Source organism: Caproiciproducens lactatisolvens (genome assembly GCF_052443335.1).
Taxonomy (GTDB): Bacteria; Bacillota; Clostridia; order Oscillospirales; family Acutalibacteraceae; genus Caproiciproducens.
This window is the reverse complement of record NZ_CP195750.1, coordinates 1,567,082-1,583,222: the sequence shown is the minus strand read 5'-3', so window position 1 is coordinate 1,583,222 and position 16,141 is coordinate 1,567,082. Positions and strand designations below refer to the sequence as shown.

Below are 16,141 nucleotides of genomic sequence, written 5' to 3'. Positions count from 1 at the left end.
CAGGGCAATTCCCAAAACAATCAATAAAGCTGTCATAATGCCTCCTGCAGTTCATCCATTTATCCGGTCATCCGGCGGAAACGTCCGCCATTTCCTCTGCCGCGTTTTCCTCCTGCCGTGATTTTTCAAGAGGCGGAAGCTCGCTGAGAGAAGAAATATTCAGGCACCGCAAAAAATTCGGCGTGGTGCCGTAAAGCAGCGGCCTTCCCGGAAGCTCCAGCCGGCCCCGCTCTTCGATCAGTCCCTTTAAAGTCAGACTGCCCAGCACCCCGGAACAGTCCACACCGCGGACCTGCTCTACAAAAGCCTTTGTTACCGGCTGATTATAGGCGACAATGGCAAGCACCTCCATGCCCGCCTGGGACAGAGGGGTGTTGCGGCGCATATCCAGGATCCGCCGGACATATTCGGCATATTGAGGATTGGAGCACATCTGATAATGATCTTCGAGCTTTACAATCTGGACGCCCGCCTCTTCGCGGTTGAACTCGTCCATCAGGTTTTGAAGCATTTTCGCGACGGTGGACTTGTCCAGATCCAGCGCGTCCGCTATTCTGTCAATGGAAACCGGATCTCCGCTTGAGAAAAGGATCGCTTCTATTGCTCCCTGAAATTTCTTGATCTCCAATTTTTCACACCGCCATTGATTAATTTTACCACCGCGCTGCAGCTTCCGCCTTCGATACGCACCCGCTTCCCTTTCACCAGCTCCAAGACCGCCAAAAAAGTAGCCACCAGATCGGATTTGTCCCGTTTTTCCTCAAACAATTCTTCGTATCTGATGCCGTCTCTCTGCCAAAGACGGCGCAGCACATAGATGATCCGTGAGGAAACCGTTACGGTTTTGTGCGTAACAAGGTGAGAAAACGCTTCGGGAGGCGGCGGAATCAGGCGCCTTCCCCTCCCCACTGCGTTATGGTAAGCGTTAAAAAGCTCCGCGGGCGTATGATTGCGCCGGTAAGTGGGGTCAACCTGTATTTCAGCAGGTTCACGGACAAAAGCGTTAAAACTGAAATGTTCGGCTAAAACCCGCGCGACGCGCTTGCATTCCTGATATTCCAGAAGCTGTCCGCTCAGTTCCCGCCGAAGCTCGTCCGCTTCCTCGTGCTTCGGGAGCAAATAAACGGTTTTCATATAGACCAGCCGCGCCGCCATCTCCAGAAAATCGCTCGCGATATCCATGTCCTGTTCCTTCATGGCCTGTATGTGCTCCGTGTACTGGTCCAGAAGCTCGGCAATCGGAATCTCACAGATATTCAGCTTGTTTTTGGCAATCAGATAAAGCAACAGGTCGAGAGGCCCTTCAAAAACAGGCAGCCTATAGGATAGTTTTTCCATAATCCTTCCCTTTTATAACAGACCGAACAGTTTAAATGGAAGTTCCGCCAGCCACAGCACAATGTTCAGGCAGGCTCTCTGCAGAATGTCAAGGGGAACACGGAGCATACCGCTGAACAATACCACGAAAGCGATCATGATGATAATGTTCTGATATCTGTAATAATTGTAAAGCGCTTTACTGGACAGAAAAGCGCCCAGAATTTTGGAACCGTCCAGCGGCGGCAGCGGAATCATATTGAACACCGCGAGGGCGACATTGATCGTGATATAGGCGATAAAGAAGGTCTGCACAAACGCAGGGACATTTGGTTTCAGCGCAATCCAAAGCCCCTGATAAATCACGGCGCCGACGACAGACGCCAGCAGGTTGGACAAGGGTCCCGCCAAAGCCGTGATGGCCATGTCGCGTCTCGGGTTTTTAAAGTACCGGGAATCAACCGGAACCGGCTTCGCCCAGCCAAAGCCGAACAGAAGAAGGAACAGCGAACCGACCGGGTCAATGCTGGCGAGCGGATTTAAAGTCAGCCTGCCGCTGTATTTGGCGGTTTTGTCGCCAAGCTTGTAGGCAACCCAGCCGTGCGCACATTCGTGCAGAGGCAGAATGCAGAAAATGATAAACAGGGTGGCCAGTATTTGGGATAAAGCGGAAGCCATGTCAAACGGCTGTCCTGAAAAAACGTCACTGATCATGTTAAACAGCATATCATAGTCTCCTTTATGGAATATTATTATAATACCTTTCGGCCTAAAAAACAAGCAAGGCGGTAAAAACCGGGAGATTTATCGTTGAAATTCATTTTCCCGGCACAATATCATCAAAAAAGGCCGGAAAGGGCTTGCAATTCCATTTATTATCTGATAAAATACTACTGTTGCGATTCTATAAACAGTCCTTTTAAAGGAGGTGCAGACACATGGCAAAATGTGATGTTTGTGGCAAGGATATGGCTTTCGGTATTAGGGTCTCCCACTCACACAGACGTGCGAACAGAACTTGGAAGCCCAATATTAAGCGTGTTAAAGCAGTTGTGAACGGTACTCCTAAGCGTATTTACGCCTGCACCCGTTGCTTGCGTTCCGGCAAGGTAACCCGGGCCGTCTGATCAAAAAAACATTATGTTTAGAGGAGCCTTGAAGGGCTCCTTTTTTCTGCGTAAAAAATGGATAAAAGCAGTGCCGCTATGACCGGATTTCATAGCGGCACTGCAATTTTTATGTTTTGTGATTAATCGTGATTTTCTTTTCGGTTCCGTTCTTGATCCTTTCAATATTGGTTCTGTGCTTATAAATCAGAACAAAGCCCATACAAAATGCAACGGCGGTCGTTATCCATACATAAGAAATCGGAACCGGCCCGGCGGCCGCCTGATTCCCCCTGAAATCGATAAAAAAGGTAATGATGAATGTGGCAACCGGGAAAGCCGCCGCCGCGCAGATGGAGGACAGCGAGACAATCTGGGTGCTCAGAAACAAAGCCAGAAACACACCGATCACGATCAGGAACACACGCCAGTCGATCAATGCGATCATCGCGGCGCTGGTCAGTACGCCCTTTCCGCCTCTGAAACCGAAATAAATCGGATAAATATGTCCGAAAACGCAGGCCACACCCGCAATATAGGCGCCGTACTGCGCCACAACGTGCGGATTGATCATCAGGGGCGCCGCAGCCTGGCTGCAGACATACTGAAAAACCGCCCTGCCGATCATAACGGAAACCGCGCCTTTGGCAAAATCAAAAATAAAGGTAAAAATCGCAGCCTTGACGCCGACGGAACGCAGGACATTGGTCGCCCCCGCGTTTCCGCTGCCCAGCGTGCGGATATCCACATTATTATCGAATACTTTTGTAAAAATGATAGAAGAGCTGATACTTCCTAAAAAATATGAAACAAGCGCTACTAAAACCGATGGCAGTGCAAAATCCCTAAGATAACTGAACATCAGTAACTCCTCCTTACTTATCTCCTCGCTCGCGCACAATCAGCCGGATGGGAGTGCCTTCTAATCCAAAAGTCTCCCGGATTCGGTTTTCAAGATACCTTTGATACGAAAAATGGAACAGCTGTGCGGAATTTACAAAGCATACAAAGGTGGGCGGTTTGACCGTCGCCTGTGTCATATAATAGATTTTCAACCTCCTTCCCTTGTCCGTCGGCGGCTGCACTCTGGCCACAGCCTGCGCCAGGACATCGTTTAGCATGCCTGTGGCAATCCGCATGGAGTTGGAGTTCGCGGCATGCTTGATCAGGTCAAAGAGACGGTCGAGCCTCTGGCCTGTTTTTGCTGAAATAAAGATCATAGGAGCATAGGACATGAAAGAAAAGTCGTCTTCCAGCTTTTTGCGGTATTCTATCATGGTACGGTCGTCTTTTTCTATGATATCCCATTTATTGACGACAATGACGCAACCCTTCCCCGCTTCGTGCGCCAGACCCGCCACTTTGGAATCCTGGTCGGTAAACCCGACCGAAGCGTCTATCATGATCACGCAGACGTCGGCCCGTTCTATCGCCATCTGCGCACGGATCACGCTGTATTTTTCAATGGAATCGTCCACTTTGCTTTTCCTGCGGAGCCCGGCGGTATCGATCAGCGTAAATCGTCCGTGCTGATTTTCAATGGTCGTATCGATCGCGTCCCGCGTTGTGCCGGCAATGTCGGAAACGATGCACCGTTCCTCTCCGGAAATCTTGTTCACCAGGGAGGATTTCCCCACGTTCGGCTTTCCGATGATAGCGACCTTAATAATTTCACTGTCGGTCTCGTCTTCTTCCTCGGCGGGAAGATGCTCTACAATCCTGTCGAGCAGATCGCCGGTGCCGTGGCCGTGAACGGAAGAAACCGCCACCGGGTCGCCGAGCCCCAGATTGTAAAACTCGTAAAATTCCGCCGGAGGTTCCCCGATCGTATCGCACTTGTTGACGCAGAGGATCACGGGTCTTCCGCTTTTCAGCAGCATAGCCGCGATATCGGAGTCAGTGGCCACAACGCCCGTACGGATATCCGTAACAAGCACGATGACATCCGCCGCGTCGATCGCAAGCTGGGCCTGCATCCTCATCTGGGTCAAAATCACGTCTCCGGAATCGGGTTCAATACCGCCCGTATCGACAATGGAAAACGTTCGGCCCCCCCACTCGCATTCTCCGTAGATTCTGTCCCTGGTAACCCCCGGGGTATCGTCTACAATGGAAAGGCGTTCACCGATCAATTTATTAAAAAGTGTCGATTTTCCGACATTTGGCCTGCCTACGATTGCAACTACAGGTTTAGCCAATCACATCAACTCCCTAATACTGTATTCAAAAGCTCATATCCGTCGTTGGGAGATACGGTAACTTTTATATTCAAGGCTTTGCTCAAATCGTCAAGAGAAAGATCATCCAGAAAAATGTCCCCCTCGCGGCGAAGCATAACGGCGGGCACAATCAGCTCGTCGCCTAAATCTTTCCCCTTTAACTGCCGTATGATATCGGTACCGGTTACCAGCCCCGTAACATTTATGGTATCCCCAAAATAATGATTCATGATAGGAATTAGATTACATGCTAAATTATTGCATTTTATTCTTAATTCGTCAAGTAAAGAGTTCAGAAAATGATAAACGCTTGTCCCCGTTACCAGCGTAACGCGGCGGGGTTCGGAAGGAGCCTGAAAATCCTCCAGAGCGCTCTCGAATTCCTGTTTCAGATTCGCCATCAGGCCCACCCCGTTTTCCAGCTGGTCGAAATCGCCGTAGAATTCGGCCGGCGGGATGGGACGCCCCGCCTTCAGGTAAAATTCGTCCGCGGCATAGCAGATGCGTTCCCCCAATTCGGCCGTAAAGCGGTCCCCGAATTCCTCGAGAATCCGTACAGCCGCTTCCGCAGAATCCCTGTCGAACGACTCAAGCGGGAACAGCCCTTCCCTGAACCGTGTCAGGCCGACCGGCACGGCGGCAATGCTCTGCACCGCCGGATAGAGGTTTCCCAGATCGGTTAAGCTTCGTTTCAACTCTTCTCCGTCGTTGATGCCCTTACAGACAACGAGCTGCGTATTCATCTTGATGCCCGCCTGCGCGAACCGGTACAAACTTTGAAGCGATTCCCCGGCGAACCGGTTCCCCATCATTTTTACCCGAAGCTCGGGATTGGTGGTATGAACCGATATATTCACGGGGCTGATGTGCATTTTTATGATTCTGTCGACATCATGATCGCTCATATTGGTCAGCGTAATATAATTTCCGAACAAAAAAGAGAGACGGGAATCATCGTCTTTGAAGTAAAGGGTACTGCGCATTCCCTTCGGCAGCTGGTCAATAAAGCAAAAAATACATTTGTTGCGGCAGGAATGCTGCTCGTCCATCAAATAAGTCTCGAATTCCAGCCCGATCGATTCGTATTCCCCTTTTCGGATGGAAACCGTACGCGGATTCCGGCCGCTGTCCGTCAGCAGGAGGGAGAGGTTCTTGCTCGTCTCGTAAAAGCGGTAGTCCAGAACGTCGTTAATCTCATTGCCGTTGATGGAAACAAGCGTTTCCCCCGGCAATATCTTCCTTTTTTCGGCAGGGCTGTCCTGATCGACCGATAGAATCTTAACTGACATAATAACTCCTCTGCTGCACAAAGATTTCATAAAAAAATAAGAGAAGGATCGCTCCTTCTCTACATTTTTGGAAAATCAAACAAAGCTTATGCTTCTTTTTTGATTACTTCCCTGCCGTTGTAGTAACCACAACTGCCACAAACTCTGTGCGGAGTCTTCCACTCGCCACATTTAGGGCATTTCACCAGAGCAGGAGCACTCATCTTCCAAACATTTGAACGTCTTTTATTCTGTCTTGCACTCGACACTTTACTCTTTGGTACCGCCATCTTCAGCACCTCCTTATAAAACTCAGACTAATCTATTAGTTTTTTAAGAGCCTGCAAACGAGGATCAATCTGATGAAAATCACAATCGCATGTTCCGTCATTCAAATTTTTCCCGCAGGAAGGACACAGGCCTTTGCAATCATCGCTGCATAAATACTTGGACGGCAGCTCAAGCAAAATATCCGCCCGGATCAGCTCGTCCAAATCAAGCTGGTAATCGGGAACCTCCACATAGCTGACATCGTCCTCGTTTTCCAAAGACAACACCAGAGTGTGCCAAAAGGTATAATGATAGCATTTATCGATCTGCTTCATGCATCGGTCGCACGGAATGGAAAATTCAAACGAAACCTCGGCGTTAAGCTGCGCAAAGCCGTCCTGACCTTTCACGGTACCCCGAACCCTTACAGGCGAAACAAAGGGATGATAGGCATTGATATCGGTAGATGACAAATCCAGCAGGTAGTCAAAGGAACGGCTTTCCTCCCTGTCGGAAAACACCTTTTTCAAATCAAGAAGCATAATTACACCTCGGCGCTACATTAGCTTATTATATAGATTTATCGATGTTTTGTCAATAGAAAATTACAATATATTCATATTCATAAAGAAGCTGCCGAAGACGAAACGCCTGCGGCAGCATTATGAAAGAAAGGTTTGCCCTTAGCTCTGAACGGAGAAGGAGCGGATTTCCTCCGGCAGCTCCTCTTTGCTTGCGGAAACAAGAAGTGAAATACTGGTATTGGCCTGCGCGGAAAGGGCATTCATTTTTTCAGTAAACTGTACGAGGGCTTTCATATCATGCCCAATTATCTTTAAGGTGGAATCAACAAAAATATCCGTCAAGTCATAGTTGCCTGCACAAATACCGCTGATAAAACCGACGAGTGCGTCCGCACCCTGAATCCCGTATGCATCGCTGTCGATCAGCCTTACCTGATGGGATAAATCGTAGGTCAATTTCAGACCCTTTTCAATGACCACAACATTGCCGTTTGACTTTTTGGCCGCGTCGTTTGCGCTTTCGATCAGCTTCTTTGTTTTTCCTGAACCTTTTTTGCCAACGATAAGAGTTATCATGAAAACTCCTCCTATATTATATTATTTCCGCAAAAGCGGAGAAAACTCCTGCTTTTGCTAGTTCTTTAATCTCGCCTCCAAAGCACTCTTTTCCGATTCATAACCCGGCTTGCCAAGAAGAGCAAACATGTTTTTCTTGTAGCTTTCGACTCCGGGCTGGTTGAAGGGATTTACGCCGAGCAGGCTTCCGGAAATCGCACAGGCCTTTTCAAAGAAATAAAGCATGTAGCCGAGCGTCTCTTCAGAAAAATCGGGTGCGCGGAGTACAACGCTGGGGACGCCTCCGTCAGCGTGTGCCAGAACAGTTCCCTCAAACGCTTTTTCATTGATATAAGCCATACTCTTTCCCTGCAGAAAGTTCAAACCGTCAACATTTTCAGGGTCTGTTTCTATAAACAAATCTTTTTTCGCTTTATCGAATAAAACAACCGTCTCAAATAAGGAACGTCTGCCGTCCTGAATGTATTGACCCATGGAATGCAGGTCGGTCGAGAAAATAACCGACGCCGGGAAAAGGCCCTTATGATCCTTGCCTTCGCTCTCGCCGAACAGCTGCTTCCACCATTCGCACATCATCGAGTAGCACGGCTCATAGCTGACAAGGACTTCGATTTCCTTCCCCTTGCGGTATAAAAGGTTGCGGGCGGCTACATATTGATAGCACGCGTTGGAGCCCAGGTCCGGATTGTTCAGCTCCTGCTGCGCCTTTGCCGCGCCGGCCATCAGCGCGTCGATATCGGCTCCGCTGACAGCGATGGGCAGAAGGCCGACGGCCGTCAGCACGGAGTATCTGCCGCCGACGTCATCCGGAATCACAAAGGTTTCATAGCCTTCCTTCGTCGCAAGCTGCTTCAAGGTGCCGCGCACCTTGTCGGTGGTGCAGTAAATCCTCTTGCGCGCTTCTTCCTTGCCGTATTTCTCTTCCAGAAGCTTGCGGAGCACCCGGAAAGCGATTGCCGGCTCGGTCGTAGTGCCGGATTTGGAAATCATGTTGATGGAAACGTTCCTGCCCTCGCAGAGCTCCAAAAGCTCGCTCAGTGCGGAAGAGCTGATACTGTTTCCGGTAAAATAGATATCCGGGGTATTTTTCCTGACCAAATTATAATTCGGGGAATTCAGAAATTCGATGGCTGCGCGAGCGCCGAGGTAAGAACCGCCGATGCCGATCACAATAAAAACATCGGTATCCGACTTGATCTTTTCCGCCGCCGCTTTTATACGTGTAAATTCCTCTTTATCATAATCGGCAGGAAGGTTTACCCATCCGATAAAATCATTGCCCACACAATTTCCTGAATGCAGAGCCTCATGGGCCTGACGGATCTGAGGGGCAATCGCCGTGTATTCATTTTGTCCGATGAAACTTGAAAGATGTTTTAATTCCAGTCTGACAGACATTTTTTGCTTCCTCCTAAATGATACGTTCGATATGATTATATTACAATATATTGACTACATTTGCAAGGAGGAGCACTATATTTTATAATTATTTCATAAATTCTATTCAAAGCATTTTCAGCAGATATTTTGCTAACAGCCGGAAGGCGGAGCCAAACGTTATTTGGGAAACGGAATTTTTTGCACAGATATTATATTCCTTTACAACCTCGTCCCCAAGCTTGCAGGTGATTTTTCCCACGACCTGGCCTTTCGTCACCGGGGCCGTGATTTCCGGCTGAAAAGAAACGCTGTATTTGATTTCTCCGGCCTTTCCTTTCGGCACCAGAATGCTGCCGTCCGTTTCGGCGGTCGTTTCAACCGTATCGCTCATCCCGTTCAGCACCGGGACAGGCTTGGCAGCCTCCTGCGGAACGGCGGGAGTGGTCACAGACCAGTTGGCAAAACCGTAGTCCAGCAAAGCGGACGCAGCAGAAAACCGCGTCTTTGTGTCCGCCGCGCCCAGCACAACCGAGATCAGCTTTACGTTGTCGCGTTCGGCGGTGGCCGTCATACAGCTGCCCGCCTTTCCGGTGGTTCCGGTTTTCAACCCGGTGATCCCCTTATAGGTCTTCAGCAGCTTATTGGTGTTGACCAGCTGAGTCTTGCCGTCACGGATATTTTCCATCCAGATTTTTGTATAGTCGAATATTTTCGTATGTTTTATCAGCTCGCGGGACATCAGCGCGACATCGTACGCGGAGGTGACGTGCCCGTCTTCGTCGAGGCCGTTGCAGTTCTTAAAAACGGTATCCTTCATGCCGAGGTTCTTTGCTTTCTGATTCATCTGCTGCAAAAATTCATCCTCGCTGCCGGAAACATACTCTGCCAGCGCTACGGCCGCATCATTCGCACTGGCGACTACCGTAGCTTTCAGCATGTCGTCCACCGACATCGTCTCCCCCGGCTTCAGCCAAATGTCGGAGCCGCCCATGGACGCCGCGTGTTCGCTTGTGGAAACCATATCGGTAAGCTTGATTTTACCGGAGTCAAGCGCTTCCATAATGAGAAGCAGCGTCATGACCTTCGTAATGGACGCGCAAGGGCGCTTTTCATGTGAATTTTTCTCGTAAAGTATTTTTCCGGTCTGCGACTCCATCAGTACGGCTGACGGGGCTTTCACCTCCGTGTCGGACAGTGCAGCCGCTTTCACCGGCAAAACTGAAATAAGCATCAGAACCACGAGGAAGCATGCCGACAATTTTTTTAACTTCATCTCCAGCACCTCCAATTTATTAGTAATTCTTATGCCAAAAAAAGAGGTTCTATCCATAAAAAATGAGGCCGAATCAAATTCGGCCTCATTTTTACTGTCTGACAGGGACTCCTCTTTGCGCGAGATATGTTTTCAGTTCCGGAATCGTGATTTCCCCGAAATGGAACAGCGAAGCCGCCAGAACCGCGTCCGCTTTTCCCGCGGTAAACGCATCGTAAAAATGCTCAAGCTTTCCCGCCCCACCGGAAGCAATCACCGGAATATTGACGCTTTGCGAAACCGCCGCAGTCAGTTCCAGATCATACCCGTTCTTCACGCCGTCACAGTCCATGCTGGTCAGAAGAATTTCCCCCGCTCCCAGCCGGGCCGCTTCCACCGCCCATTCCACGGCGTCTTTTCCCGTATCGATGCGGCCTCCGTTTTGATAAACCGTCCAGCCGCCCTCTTTCCTGCGTTTCGCGTCAATCGCGCACACAACGCACTGGCTGCCGAACTTTTCCGCAGCCTCGCTGATCACGGCGGGACGGTTCAACGCGGCGGAATTGACGGAAACCTTGTCCGCACCCGCCCGAAGCAGGGCTGTAAAATCATCCACCGTTCTGATTCCGCCGCCGACTGTGAACGGAATAAAAATCTGTTCGGCCACCTTGCTGACGATGTTCAGCATAATCCCGCGTTTGTCGGACGATGCGGTAATATCCAGCAGCACAAGCTCGTCCGCACCCTGTTTGTCATATTCAATGGCGGCCTGCACCGGGTCTCCCGCGTCGCGCAGATTGACAAAGGAAGTTCCTTTTACGACCCTGCCGCCGTTCACATCCAGGCAGGGGATAATCCGTTTTGCATACATAATCATAACCTCCGCGCAAAAATCAAGAAACAAACGATACGAAATTTTTCAGCATCTGCAAGCCTGTTCTCCCGCTTTTTTCCGGATGGAACTGGGTCGCGAACAGATTGCCGCGCTGGACGGAGGCGTCGATGGCAACTCCGTAATCGGTGGTGGAAGAAACGGTCCCCGGGTCTTCCGCTTTCAGATAGTAGGAATGGACAAAATAGACATAGGGATTGGGTTCCATATTTTGAAAAAGGCCGCTGTTTTCTTTTACGGAAAGAGAATTCCACCCGATATGCGGGATTTTCAGCCCCGTCTCCGCGGGAATCTTTTGAATTTTTCCTTTTAATACGCCAAGCCCGCTGATTCCCGGAGTTTCCTCGCTTCCTTCAAAGAGGAGCTGCAAACCGAGGCAAATTCCCAGAAAGGGCTTGCCGCTCTCTATAAAATCGAGCACCGGGGTCACGAAATCGGCTTTTTTCAGGCAGCTCATCGCGTCGCCAAACGCGCCAACACCGGGCAGTACCGCAGCGGAAGCGTGTTTCAGCTCCTCCTTGTCCGCCGTGACAAGGATGTCACAGCCGATAAAATGAAATGCCTTTACAACGCTTTGCAGGTTTCCGGCGCCGTAATCGATCACAGCAATCATAATACATTATCCTTCTCATTAAACTTGCATCCAATTCTACTTAAATTTTATCATGATTAAAAAAGAAACGCAATTGATTTAACATATTAATTTATTACCATATTAAATTAAAAACTTGTCCATCGTTATAATTGACATCGCCTCAATAAAAAGGTATGATAATATTCATGTCTTTTTTGATTCGGAGGAAAAACCATGGATTATATTTCATTGGTCGGCATTGCTTTGGGCCTTGCCATGGACGCGTTTGCAGTCAGCATTACCAACGGGGCGACGATCCGAAAAGTTACGCCGAGATTCTCTTTAAAGCTTGCATTCAGCTTCGGACTTTTTCAGGCGCTCATGCCCATGCTCGGCTGGCTCATTGGCAAAGCGGGAGAAGGTTTTATCAATGCGGTGGATCACTGGATCGCTTTGGTACTTCTTTCTTACCTGGGAATCAGAATGATGATGGAATCCTCTAAACAGCCGGAAGAAAAAAGCACCGGTCAGAGGCAAAACGACATCGGTTTCAAGACCCTTGTTACTCTTTCCGTTGCGACAAGCATTGACGCCCTGGCCACCGGAATTCTTCTTCCGTCCGCAGTGGGCGCCAAAACGGCAGCCCTGATGGTTTCTTCCGTGGGAATCATCGGAACCGTTACCTTCTTCCTTTGCCTGATCGGCGTTTATATCGGGAAAAATTTTGGGAAGCTGCTTTCTTCAAAAGCGGAACTGTTCGGCGGAATCGTCCTGACGGGCATTGGCGTCAAGATTTTCGTGGAGCACATGTTTTTTACGTGATTTGATACGCGGCGCGCATCGCTTCGATCCGCTTCAGCATCTCATCTTTCAGCGTCTGCGGCGACAGAACGATCACCCGGTCCCCGTACTGCAGCAGCCATTCGATCAGGCCGTCGCTGACATACACGGAGGCCCTCACGGTGAAGGCGTTGCTGTCGTGACAGGAAAACTCGATGTCCCCGCCGAATTTATCGATGATCGTTTCGAGCAGGCTGTTGGAGCACCGCAGCATAATGCGCTCCTGTTCCCCATTGTACATATTGAATGTCCTGCGCAGATAGTCCGCGGTATCAAAATAATCCCGATAAGAACAGACCTCGCTGAACGGACGCACTTCCAAAGCGGTCAGGGCAATCCGTTTCATCCGGTCCAGCCGGTAATTGCTGATCGTATCGTATTTTTCATAATTTCCCGCCAGGTAATATTTATCGTTCGCCCACAGAAGCGCGTAGGGGCTGATGATAAATTCCCGGCCTTCATCCAGCTGCGCTTTCCCGCCCGCGATCACGCGATGGTGATAGGAAAACGATAATTTTTTACGCTGGGCAATGGCCCGGTTGATGGTATCGATATTATAATAGATTTCTTCATTGTCAAATTTTATTCGTTGATCCACATATATTTGTTTCAAAACCGTTTCAGCCTGATGACAGCTGAGGAGCTCGCAAAGCTTGTCTGTCAATTCGGCTGTTTTTTTGTTGGTGATAAAAGGCGCCGTGAGCACGGCATCCATCAGCAGACGGACTTCAGCCAGTTCAAAATCGCGTTTTGCTATAAAGAAGCCCTGCCGGGGGGAACGGGTATAGACAATATCCACCCCGAATTTCGTCAGGACATCAAGATCGCGGTAGACGGATTTTCGCTCTGTCCCGATCCCTTCCTGCTCCAACAGACGGCAAAGCTCCACCGCGGAAACCGGATGCTCATCATCGGAATATTTTCTCAGCAGCTTTAATAAGAATAGAAGTTTCATTTTCGCGTTGCCATGGTCTGTCAAACGTTTCACCTGCTTTCCGTCTTTGAAATTATTTTACCATAATATGGTAGGATTTGGTATCATTCTTTACCAATCTGTCAAAAGATCGTATCTTTTTACCATATTGGCCACTAAAAGACATATTTTGGTACAAAGGAACTTGTAATTTTACACGGAAATGATATAATATTAACAAAGTATTTTTTTCGGAGGATTAAAGAATGGCTGTAAAGATATTGACTGCGCGGCAAGCGGCCGATCTGGTGCCAAACAATATTAATTTCGCAACAAACGGATTTATGGGCGCCTCGGTTGCCGAGGAAATCGCAATGGAAATTGAGAACCGTTTTTTGGAAACCGGCGAACCGAATAACCTTACCCTGCTATTTTGCGCCGCCCAGGGCGACGGAAAAACAAAGGGCCTGAACCATCTTGCCCATGAAGGTCTTGTGCGCCGGGGAATCGGCGCCCACTGGGGGATGGCGCCCAGGCTCGGCAAACTGGTCATTGAGAACAAAATACTGGCGTATGATTTTCCCCAGGGCGTTACCACCCACATGTTCCGCGATACAGCGGCAAACAAACCGGGGACCATCTCTCAGGTGGGCCTCGGTACCTTTGTCGACCCCCGCAGCCTGGGCGGGAAGCTGAATCCCCTTACCCGGGAAGCGGAGGATTTGGTCAGCTTAATGGAAATCGACGGAAAAGAATATCTTTTCTACAAGACCCATCCTGTTGATTTCGCTATTCTGGGCGGCACCTATGCGGACGAGAACGGAAATATTTCCATAGAGCGCGAAGGCGTCCGTGCGGAAACGCTCGCGGTGGCGCAGGCGTGCAAAAATTCCGGCGGCACCGTTATCGTCCAGGTCGAAAAAGTCGTGGAGGCGGGATCTCTCGACCCGCAGAAAGTGGAAATTCCGGGCGTTCTGGTGGACGCGGTAGTCGTTGTCAGCGATATCAAATATCATATGCAGAACTATGGCACGCAGTATAATCCCGGCTTCTCCGGCGAACACAGAATGGGGCTTTCCGAATTCACCCCAGCCCTTCTGAACAACAAGAAAATCATTGCCCGCCGCGCGGCGATGGAGCTGAAAGACGGCAGCATTGTCAACCTTGGAATCGGCATCCCGGAATACATCTCTTCCGTCGCTCAGGAAGAAGGCATCACAAATAAATTTTCTTTGACCGTAGAGTCCGGTATCTTTGGCGGCAACCCGCAAAGCAGCATTGACTTTGGCGTCAGCCTGAACCCCGAGTCCATCATTTCCATGCCCTCCATGTTCGATTTCTATCAGGGCGGCGGGCTCGACCAGGCGTTCCTGGGCTTTGCCGAATCCGATAAGGAAGGCAATGTAAACGTATCCAAATTCGGCGCGAAGCTGCCCGGATGCGGCGGATTCATCGATATCTCCCAAAACTCCAAACAGGTGTTTTTCTGTGGGACCTTTACGGCAAACGGTTTAAAAACCGAAATAAAGGACGGCAAACTCCATATTTTGCACGAAGGCAGCGCCAATAAGTTCCGTGAGAGCGTCGAACATATTACATTCAGCGTAAAAACAGCCATCAAGAATCATCTTCCGGTTATGTACATTACGGAACGCGCCGTGTTCAAGCTGACAGAAGACGGCGTTATGCTGACGGAAACCGCCCCCGGTATTGACCTGGAAAAAGATGTGCTTGCCCATATGCCGATGAAGCCGATCATATCCCCCGACCTGAAACAGATGGACGCACGTATCTTTATAGACGAAAAAATGGGTCTGAAAGAATAAACCTGAAGGAAAACAGATTCCCATTCGCCTGAATAGAATGATGAGGGAGTTCCCCGGCTTTACCGGGGAACTCCCTCAATTCTTACATAGAAAAGACTCCGTGGATATCCACGGAGTCCTGACTTTAGCAGTGCGAAATCACGCGTTGAAATTACGCGTTGCGGGCAGCCATTGCCTTTTTGACCTCTTCCGTAAACAAAGGCAGGATTTTGGTGACATCTCCGACAATGCCGTAGTCGGCTACTTCAAAGATCGGAGCGGTTTCGTCCTTGTTGATTGCAATAATCACGTCGGACTCTTCCATACCGGCAAGATGCTGGATAGCGCCGGAAATACCGCAGGCAATGTAAAGGTTCGGGCGGACCGTCTTCCCTGTCTGACCGACCTGAATGTCCTTTTCAACCCAACCGGCGTCAACACACGCTCTGGAGGAGCTAACAGTGCCGCCGATCGCGTCGGCCAAATCCTTGAGCAGGGTAAAATTCTCGGGACAGCCCATGCCGCGGCCGCCGGAAACGAGGATTTTTGCGTCCTGGATATCCATTTTATTGGATACCTTCTTGATGATATCAACGATCTCTACATTCTGATGATCCGCGCCGATTTCAAGATCATACTTTTCGACCGGAACTTGTGCGCCTTCGATCGGCTTGATCTTCTGCATAACGCCGGGACGCACGGTTGCCATCTGCGGACGGTGATCCGGGCAAAGGATCGTCGCCATGATGTTTCCGCCGAATGCGGGACGGGTCATTCTCAGGTTCTTGGAGCCGTCGTCCGCGATTTCGAGCTTTGTGCAGTCGGCGGTCAGGCCGGTCTTTACTCTGGCGGATACGCGCGGAGCCAGGTCACGGCCGATTGCGGTTGCGCCGTAAAGGACAACTGCAGGTTTGTATTTTTCAATGACATGATACATGCTGTGTGCATAAGGCTCTGTGGCATAAACCTCGAGCGCCTTGTTGTCGACCATGATAATCTTATCGGCGCCATGTCTGGCCAGCTCTTTGCAAAGGCCGGATACGTTGTAACCAAGCAGAACAGCGGTCACTTCTGTTTCCATATCTTTCGCAAGTTCCCTGGCTTTTCCAAGAAGCTCAAAAGAAACGCCGGCTATTTTGTTGTCGACCTGCTGTACGAAAATAAATATGCCTTTATATTCTTGAATATCCATACTGCTCACCACT

18 protein-coding genes are annotated in these 16,141 nt (G+C 49.7%); 3 read left to right on the top strand and 15 right to left on the bottom strand.

The genetic code is table 11. The annotated features are described in order from the left end of the window. Positions 1 to 67: 67 nt before the first annotated feature. From scpB to ACRQV7_RS07785, 3 genes are read right to left on the bottom strand one after another with little or no spacing between them, the layout of a single operon-like run. Positions 68 to 628 (bottom strand): SMC-Scp complex subunit ScpB, encoded by a 561-nt coding sequence (scpB, locus tag ACRQV7_RS07795; RefSeq protein ID WP_444660153.1) that lies wholly within the window; start codon positions 626 to 628, stop codon positions 68 to 70. Next, on the bottom strand, positions 598 to 1,338 hold the full coding sequence (locus tag ACRQV7_RS07790; RefSeq protein ID WP_444660151.1) for a segregation and condensation protein A: 741 nt from the start codon (positions 1,336 to 1,338) through the stop codon (positions 598 to 600). The genes scpB and ACRQV7_RS07790 overlap by 31 nt, the downstream gene beginning before the upstream one ends. Positions 1,339 to 1,350: 12 nt before the next feature. Continuing rightward, complete coding sequence (locus tag ACRQV7_RS07785) at positions 1,351 to 2,043, bottom strand: site-2 protease family protein (RefSeq protein ID WP_444660149.1); 693 nt, start codon at positions 2,041 to 2,043, stop codon at positions 1,351 to 1,353. A gap of 212 nt (positions 2,044 to 2,255) precedes the next feature. Here ACRQV7_RS07785 and rpmB point away from each other — a divergent pair, with 212 nt between their 5' ends. Next, positions 2,256 to 2,444: a 50S ribosomal protein L28 gene (gene rpmB, locus ACRQV7_RS07780; RefSeq protein ID WP_081928271.1), complete on the top strand. Its 189-nt coding sequence runs from the start codon at positions 2,256 to 2,258 to the stop codon at positions 2,442 to 2,444. A gap of 109 nt (positions 2,445 to 2,553) precedes the next feature. On the opposite strand, the gene plsY is transcribed toward rpmB, so the two are convergent. The 10 genes from plsY to hisH all read right to left on the bottom strand — a co-directional run bounded on the left by plsY (position 2,554) and on the right by hisH (position 11,417). Beyond that, positions 2,554 to 3,285 carry a glycerol-3-phosphate 1-O-acyltransferase PlsY gene (gene plsY, locus ACRQV7_RS07775; RefSeq protein WP_444660147.1) on the bottom strand — a complete coding sequence of 244 codons (732 nt, stop codon included), beginning with the start codon at positions 3,283 to 3,285 and terminating at the stop codon, positions 2,554 to 2,556. Positions 3,286 to 3,298: 13 nt separating this feature from the next. Beyond that, positions 3,299 to 4,621, bottom strand: coding sequence for a ribosome biogenesis GTPase Der (gene der, locus ACRQV7_RS07770; protein WP_444660145.1), 1,323 nt, complete (start codon positions 4,619 to 4,621; stop codon positions 3,299 to 3,301). Between the two features lie 5 nt (positions 4,622 to 4,626). Continuing rightward, positions 4,627 to 5,931 carry a DUF512 domain-containing protein gene (locus ACRQV7_RS07765; RefSeq protein ID WP_444660143.1) on the bottom strand — a complete coding sequence of 435 codons (1,305 nt, stop codon included), beginning with the start codon at positions 5,929 to 5,931 and terminating at the stop codon, positions 4,627 to 4,629. 86 nt (positions 5,932 to 6,017) lie between these two features. Then, positions 6,018 to 6,200 (bottom strand): 50S ribosomal protein L32, encoded by a 183-nt coding sequence (gene rpmF / locus ACRQV7_RS07760; protein WP_444660141.1) that lies wholly within the window; start codon positions 6,198 to 6,200, stop codon positions 6,018 to 6,020. A gap of 27 nt (positions 6,201 to 6,227) precedes the next feature. Next, the gene (locus ACRQV7_RS07755; RefSeq protein WP_444660139.1) at positions 6,228 to 6,722 is read right to left on the bottom strand and encodes a YceD family protein; all 495 of its coding nucleotides are present in this window, start codon (positions 6,720 to 6,722) and stop codon (positions 6,228 to 6,230) included. Between the two features lie 141 nt (positions 6,723 to 6,863). Next, positions 6,864 to 7,280: a hypothetical protein gene (locus tag ACRQV7_RS07750; RefSeq protein WP_444660138.1), complete on the bottom strand. Its 417-nt coding sequence runs from the start codon at positions 7,278 to 7,280 to the stop codon at positions 6,864 to 6,866. A gap of 57 nt (positions 7,281 to 7,337) precedes the next feature. Then, the gene (locus tag ACRQV7_RS07745; RefSeq protein ID WP_444660136.1) at positions 7,338 to 8,678 is read right to left on the bottom strand and encodes a glucose-6-phosphate isomerase; all 1,341 of its coding nucleotides are present in this window, start codon (positions 8,676 to 8,678) and stop codon (positions 7,338 to 7,340) included. A gap of 106 nt (positions 8,679 to 8,784) precedes the next feature. After that, a complete protein-coding gene (locus ACRQV7_RS07740; RefSeq protein ID WP_444660134.1) occupies positions 8,785 to 9,933 on the bottom strand; it encodes a D-alanyl-D-alanine carboxypeptidase family protein in 1,149 nt (382 codons plus the stop codon). 91 nt (positions 9,934 to 10,024) lie between these two features. Then, positions 10,025 to 10,783, bottom strand: coding sequence for an imidazole glycerol phosphate synthase subunit HisF (hisF, locus tag ACRQV7_RS07735; RefSeq protein WP_444660132.1), 759 nt, complete (start codon positions 10,781 to 10,783; stop codon positions 10,025 to 10,027). Positions 10,784 to 10,805: 22 nt separating this feature from the next. Continuing rightward, entirely contained in the window at positions 10,806 to 11,417 is a 612-nt protein-coding gene (hisH, locus tag ACRQV7_RS07730) for an imidazole glycerol phosphate synthase subunit HisH (protein WP_444660130.1), read from the bottom strand. A gap of 195 nt (positions 11,418 to 11,612) precedes the next feature. Between hisH and ACRQV7_RS07725 the strand changes: the two genes are divergently transcribed. Further along, positions 11,613 to 12,200, top strand: coding sequence for a manganese efflux pump MntP (locus ACRQV7_RS07725; RefSeq protein WP_275715718.1), 588 nt, complete (start codon positions 11,613 to 11,615; stop codon positions 12,198 to 12,200). Here ACRQV7_RS07725 and ACRQV7_RS07720 read toward each other — a convergent pair. Further along, on the bottom strand, positions 12,193 to 13,206 hold the full coding sequence (locus ACRQV7_RS07720; RefSeq protein ID WP_444660128.1) for a helix-turn-helix transcriptional regulator: 1,014 nt from the start codon (positions 13,204 to 13,206) through the stop codon (positions 12,193 to 12,195). The genes ACRQV7_RS07725 and ACRQV7_RS07720 overlap by 8 nt on opposite strands. Positions 13,207 to 13,397: 191 nt before the next feature. Between ACRQV7_RS07720 and ACRQV7_RS07715 the strand changes: the two genes are divergently transcribed. Next, entirely contained in the window at positions 13,398 to 14,957 is a 1,560-nt protein-coding gene (locus ACRQV7_RS07715) for an acyl CoA:acetate/3-ketoacid CoA transferase (RefSeq protein WP_444660126.1), read from the top strand. A gap of 151 nt (positions 14,958 to 15,108) precedes the next feature. Here ACRQV7_RS07715 and ACRQV7_RS07710 read toward each other — a convergent pair whose 3' ends face one another. Continuing rightward, positions 15,109 to 16,128: an electron transfer flavoprotein subunit alpha/FixB family protein gene (locus ACRQV7_RS07710; RefSeq protein WP_444660124.1), complete on the bottom strand. Its 1,020-nt coding sequence runs from the start codon at positions 16,126 to 16,128 to the stop codon at positions 15,109 to 15,111. Between the last annotated feature and the right edge of the window lie 13 nt (positions 16,129 to 16,141).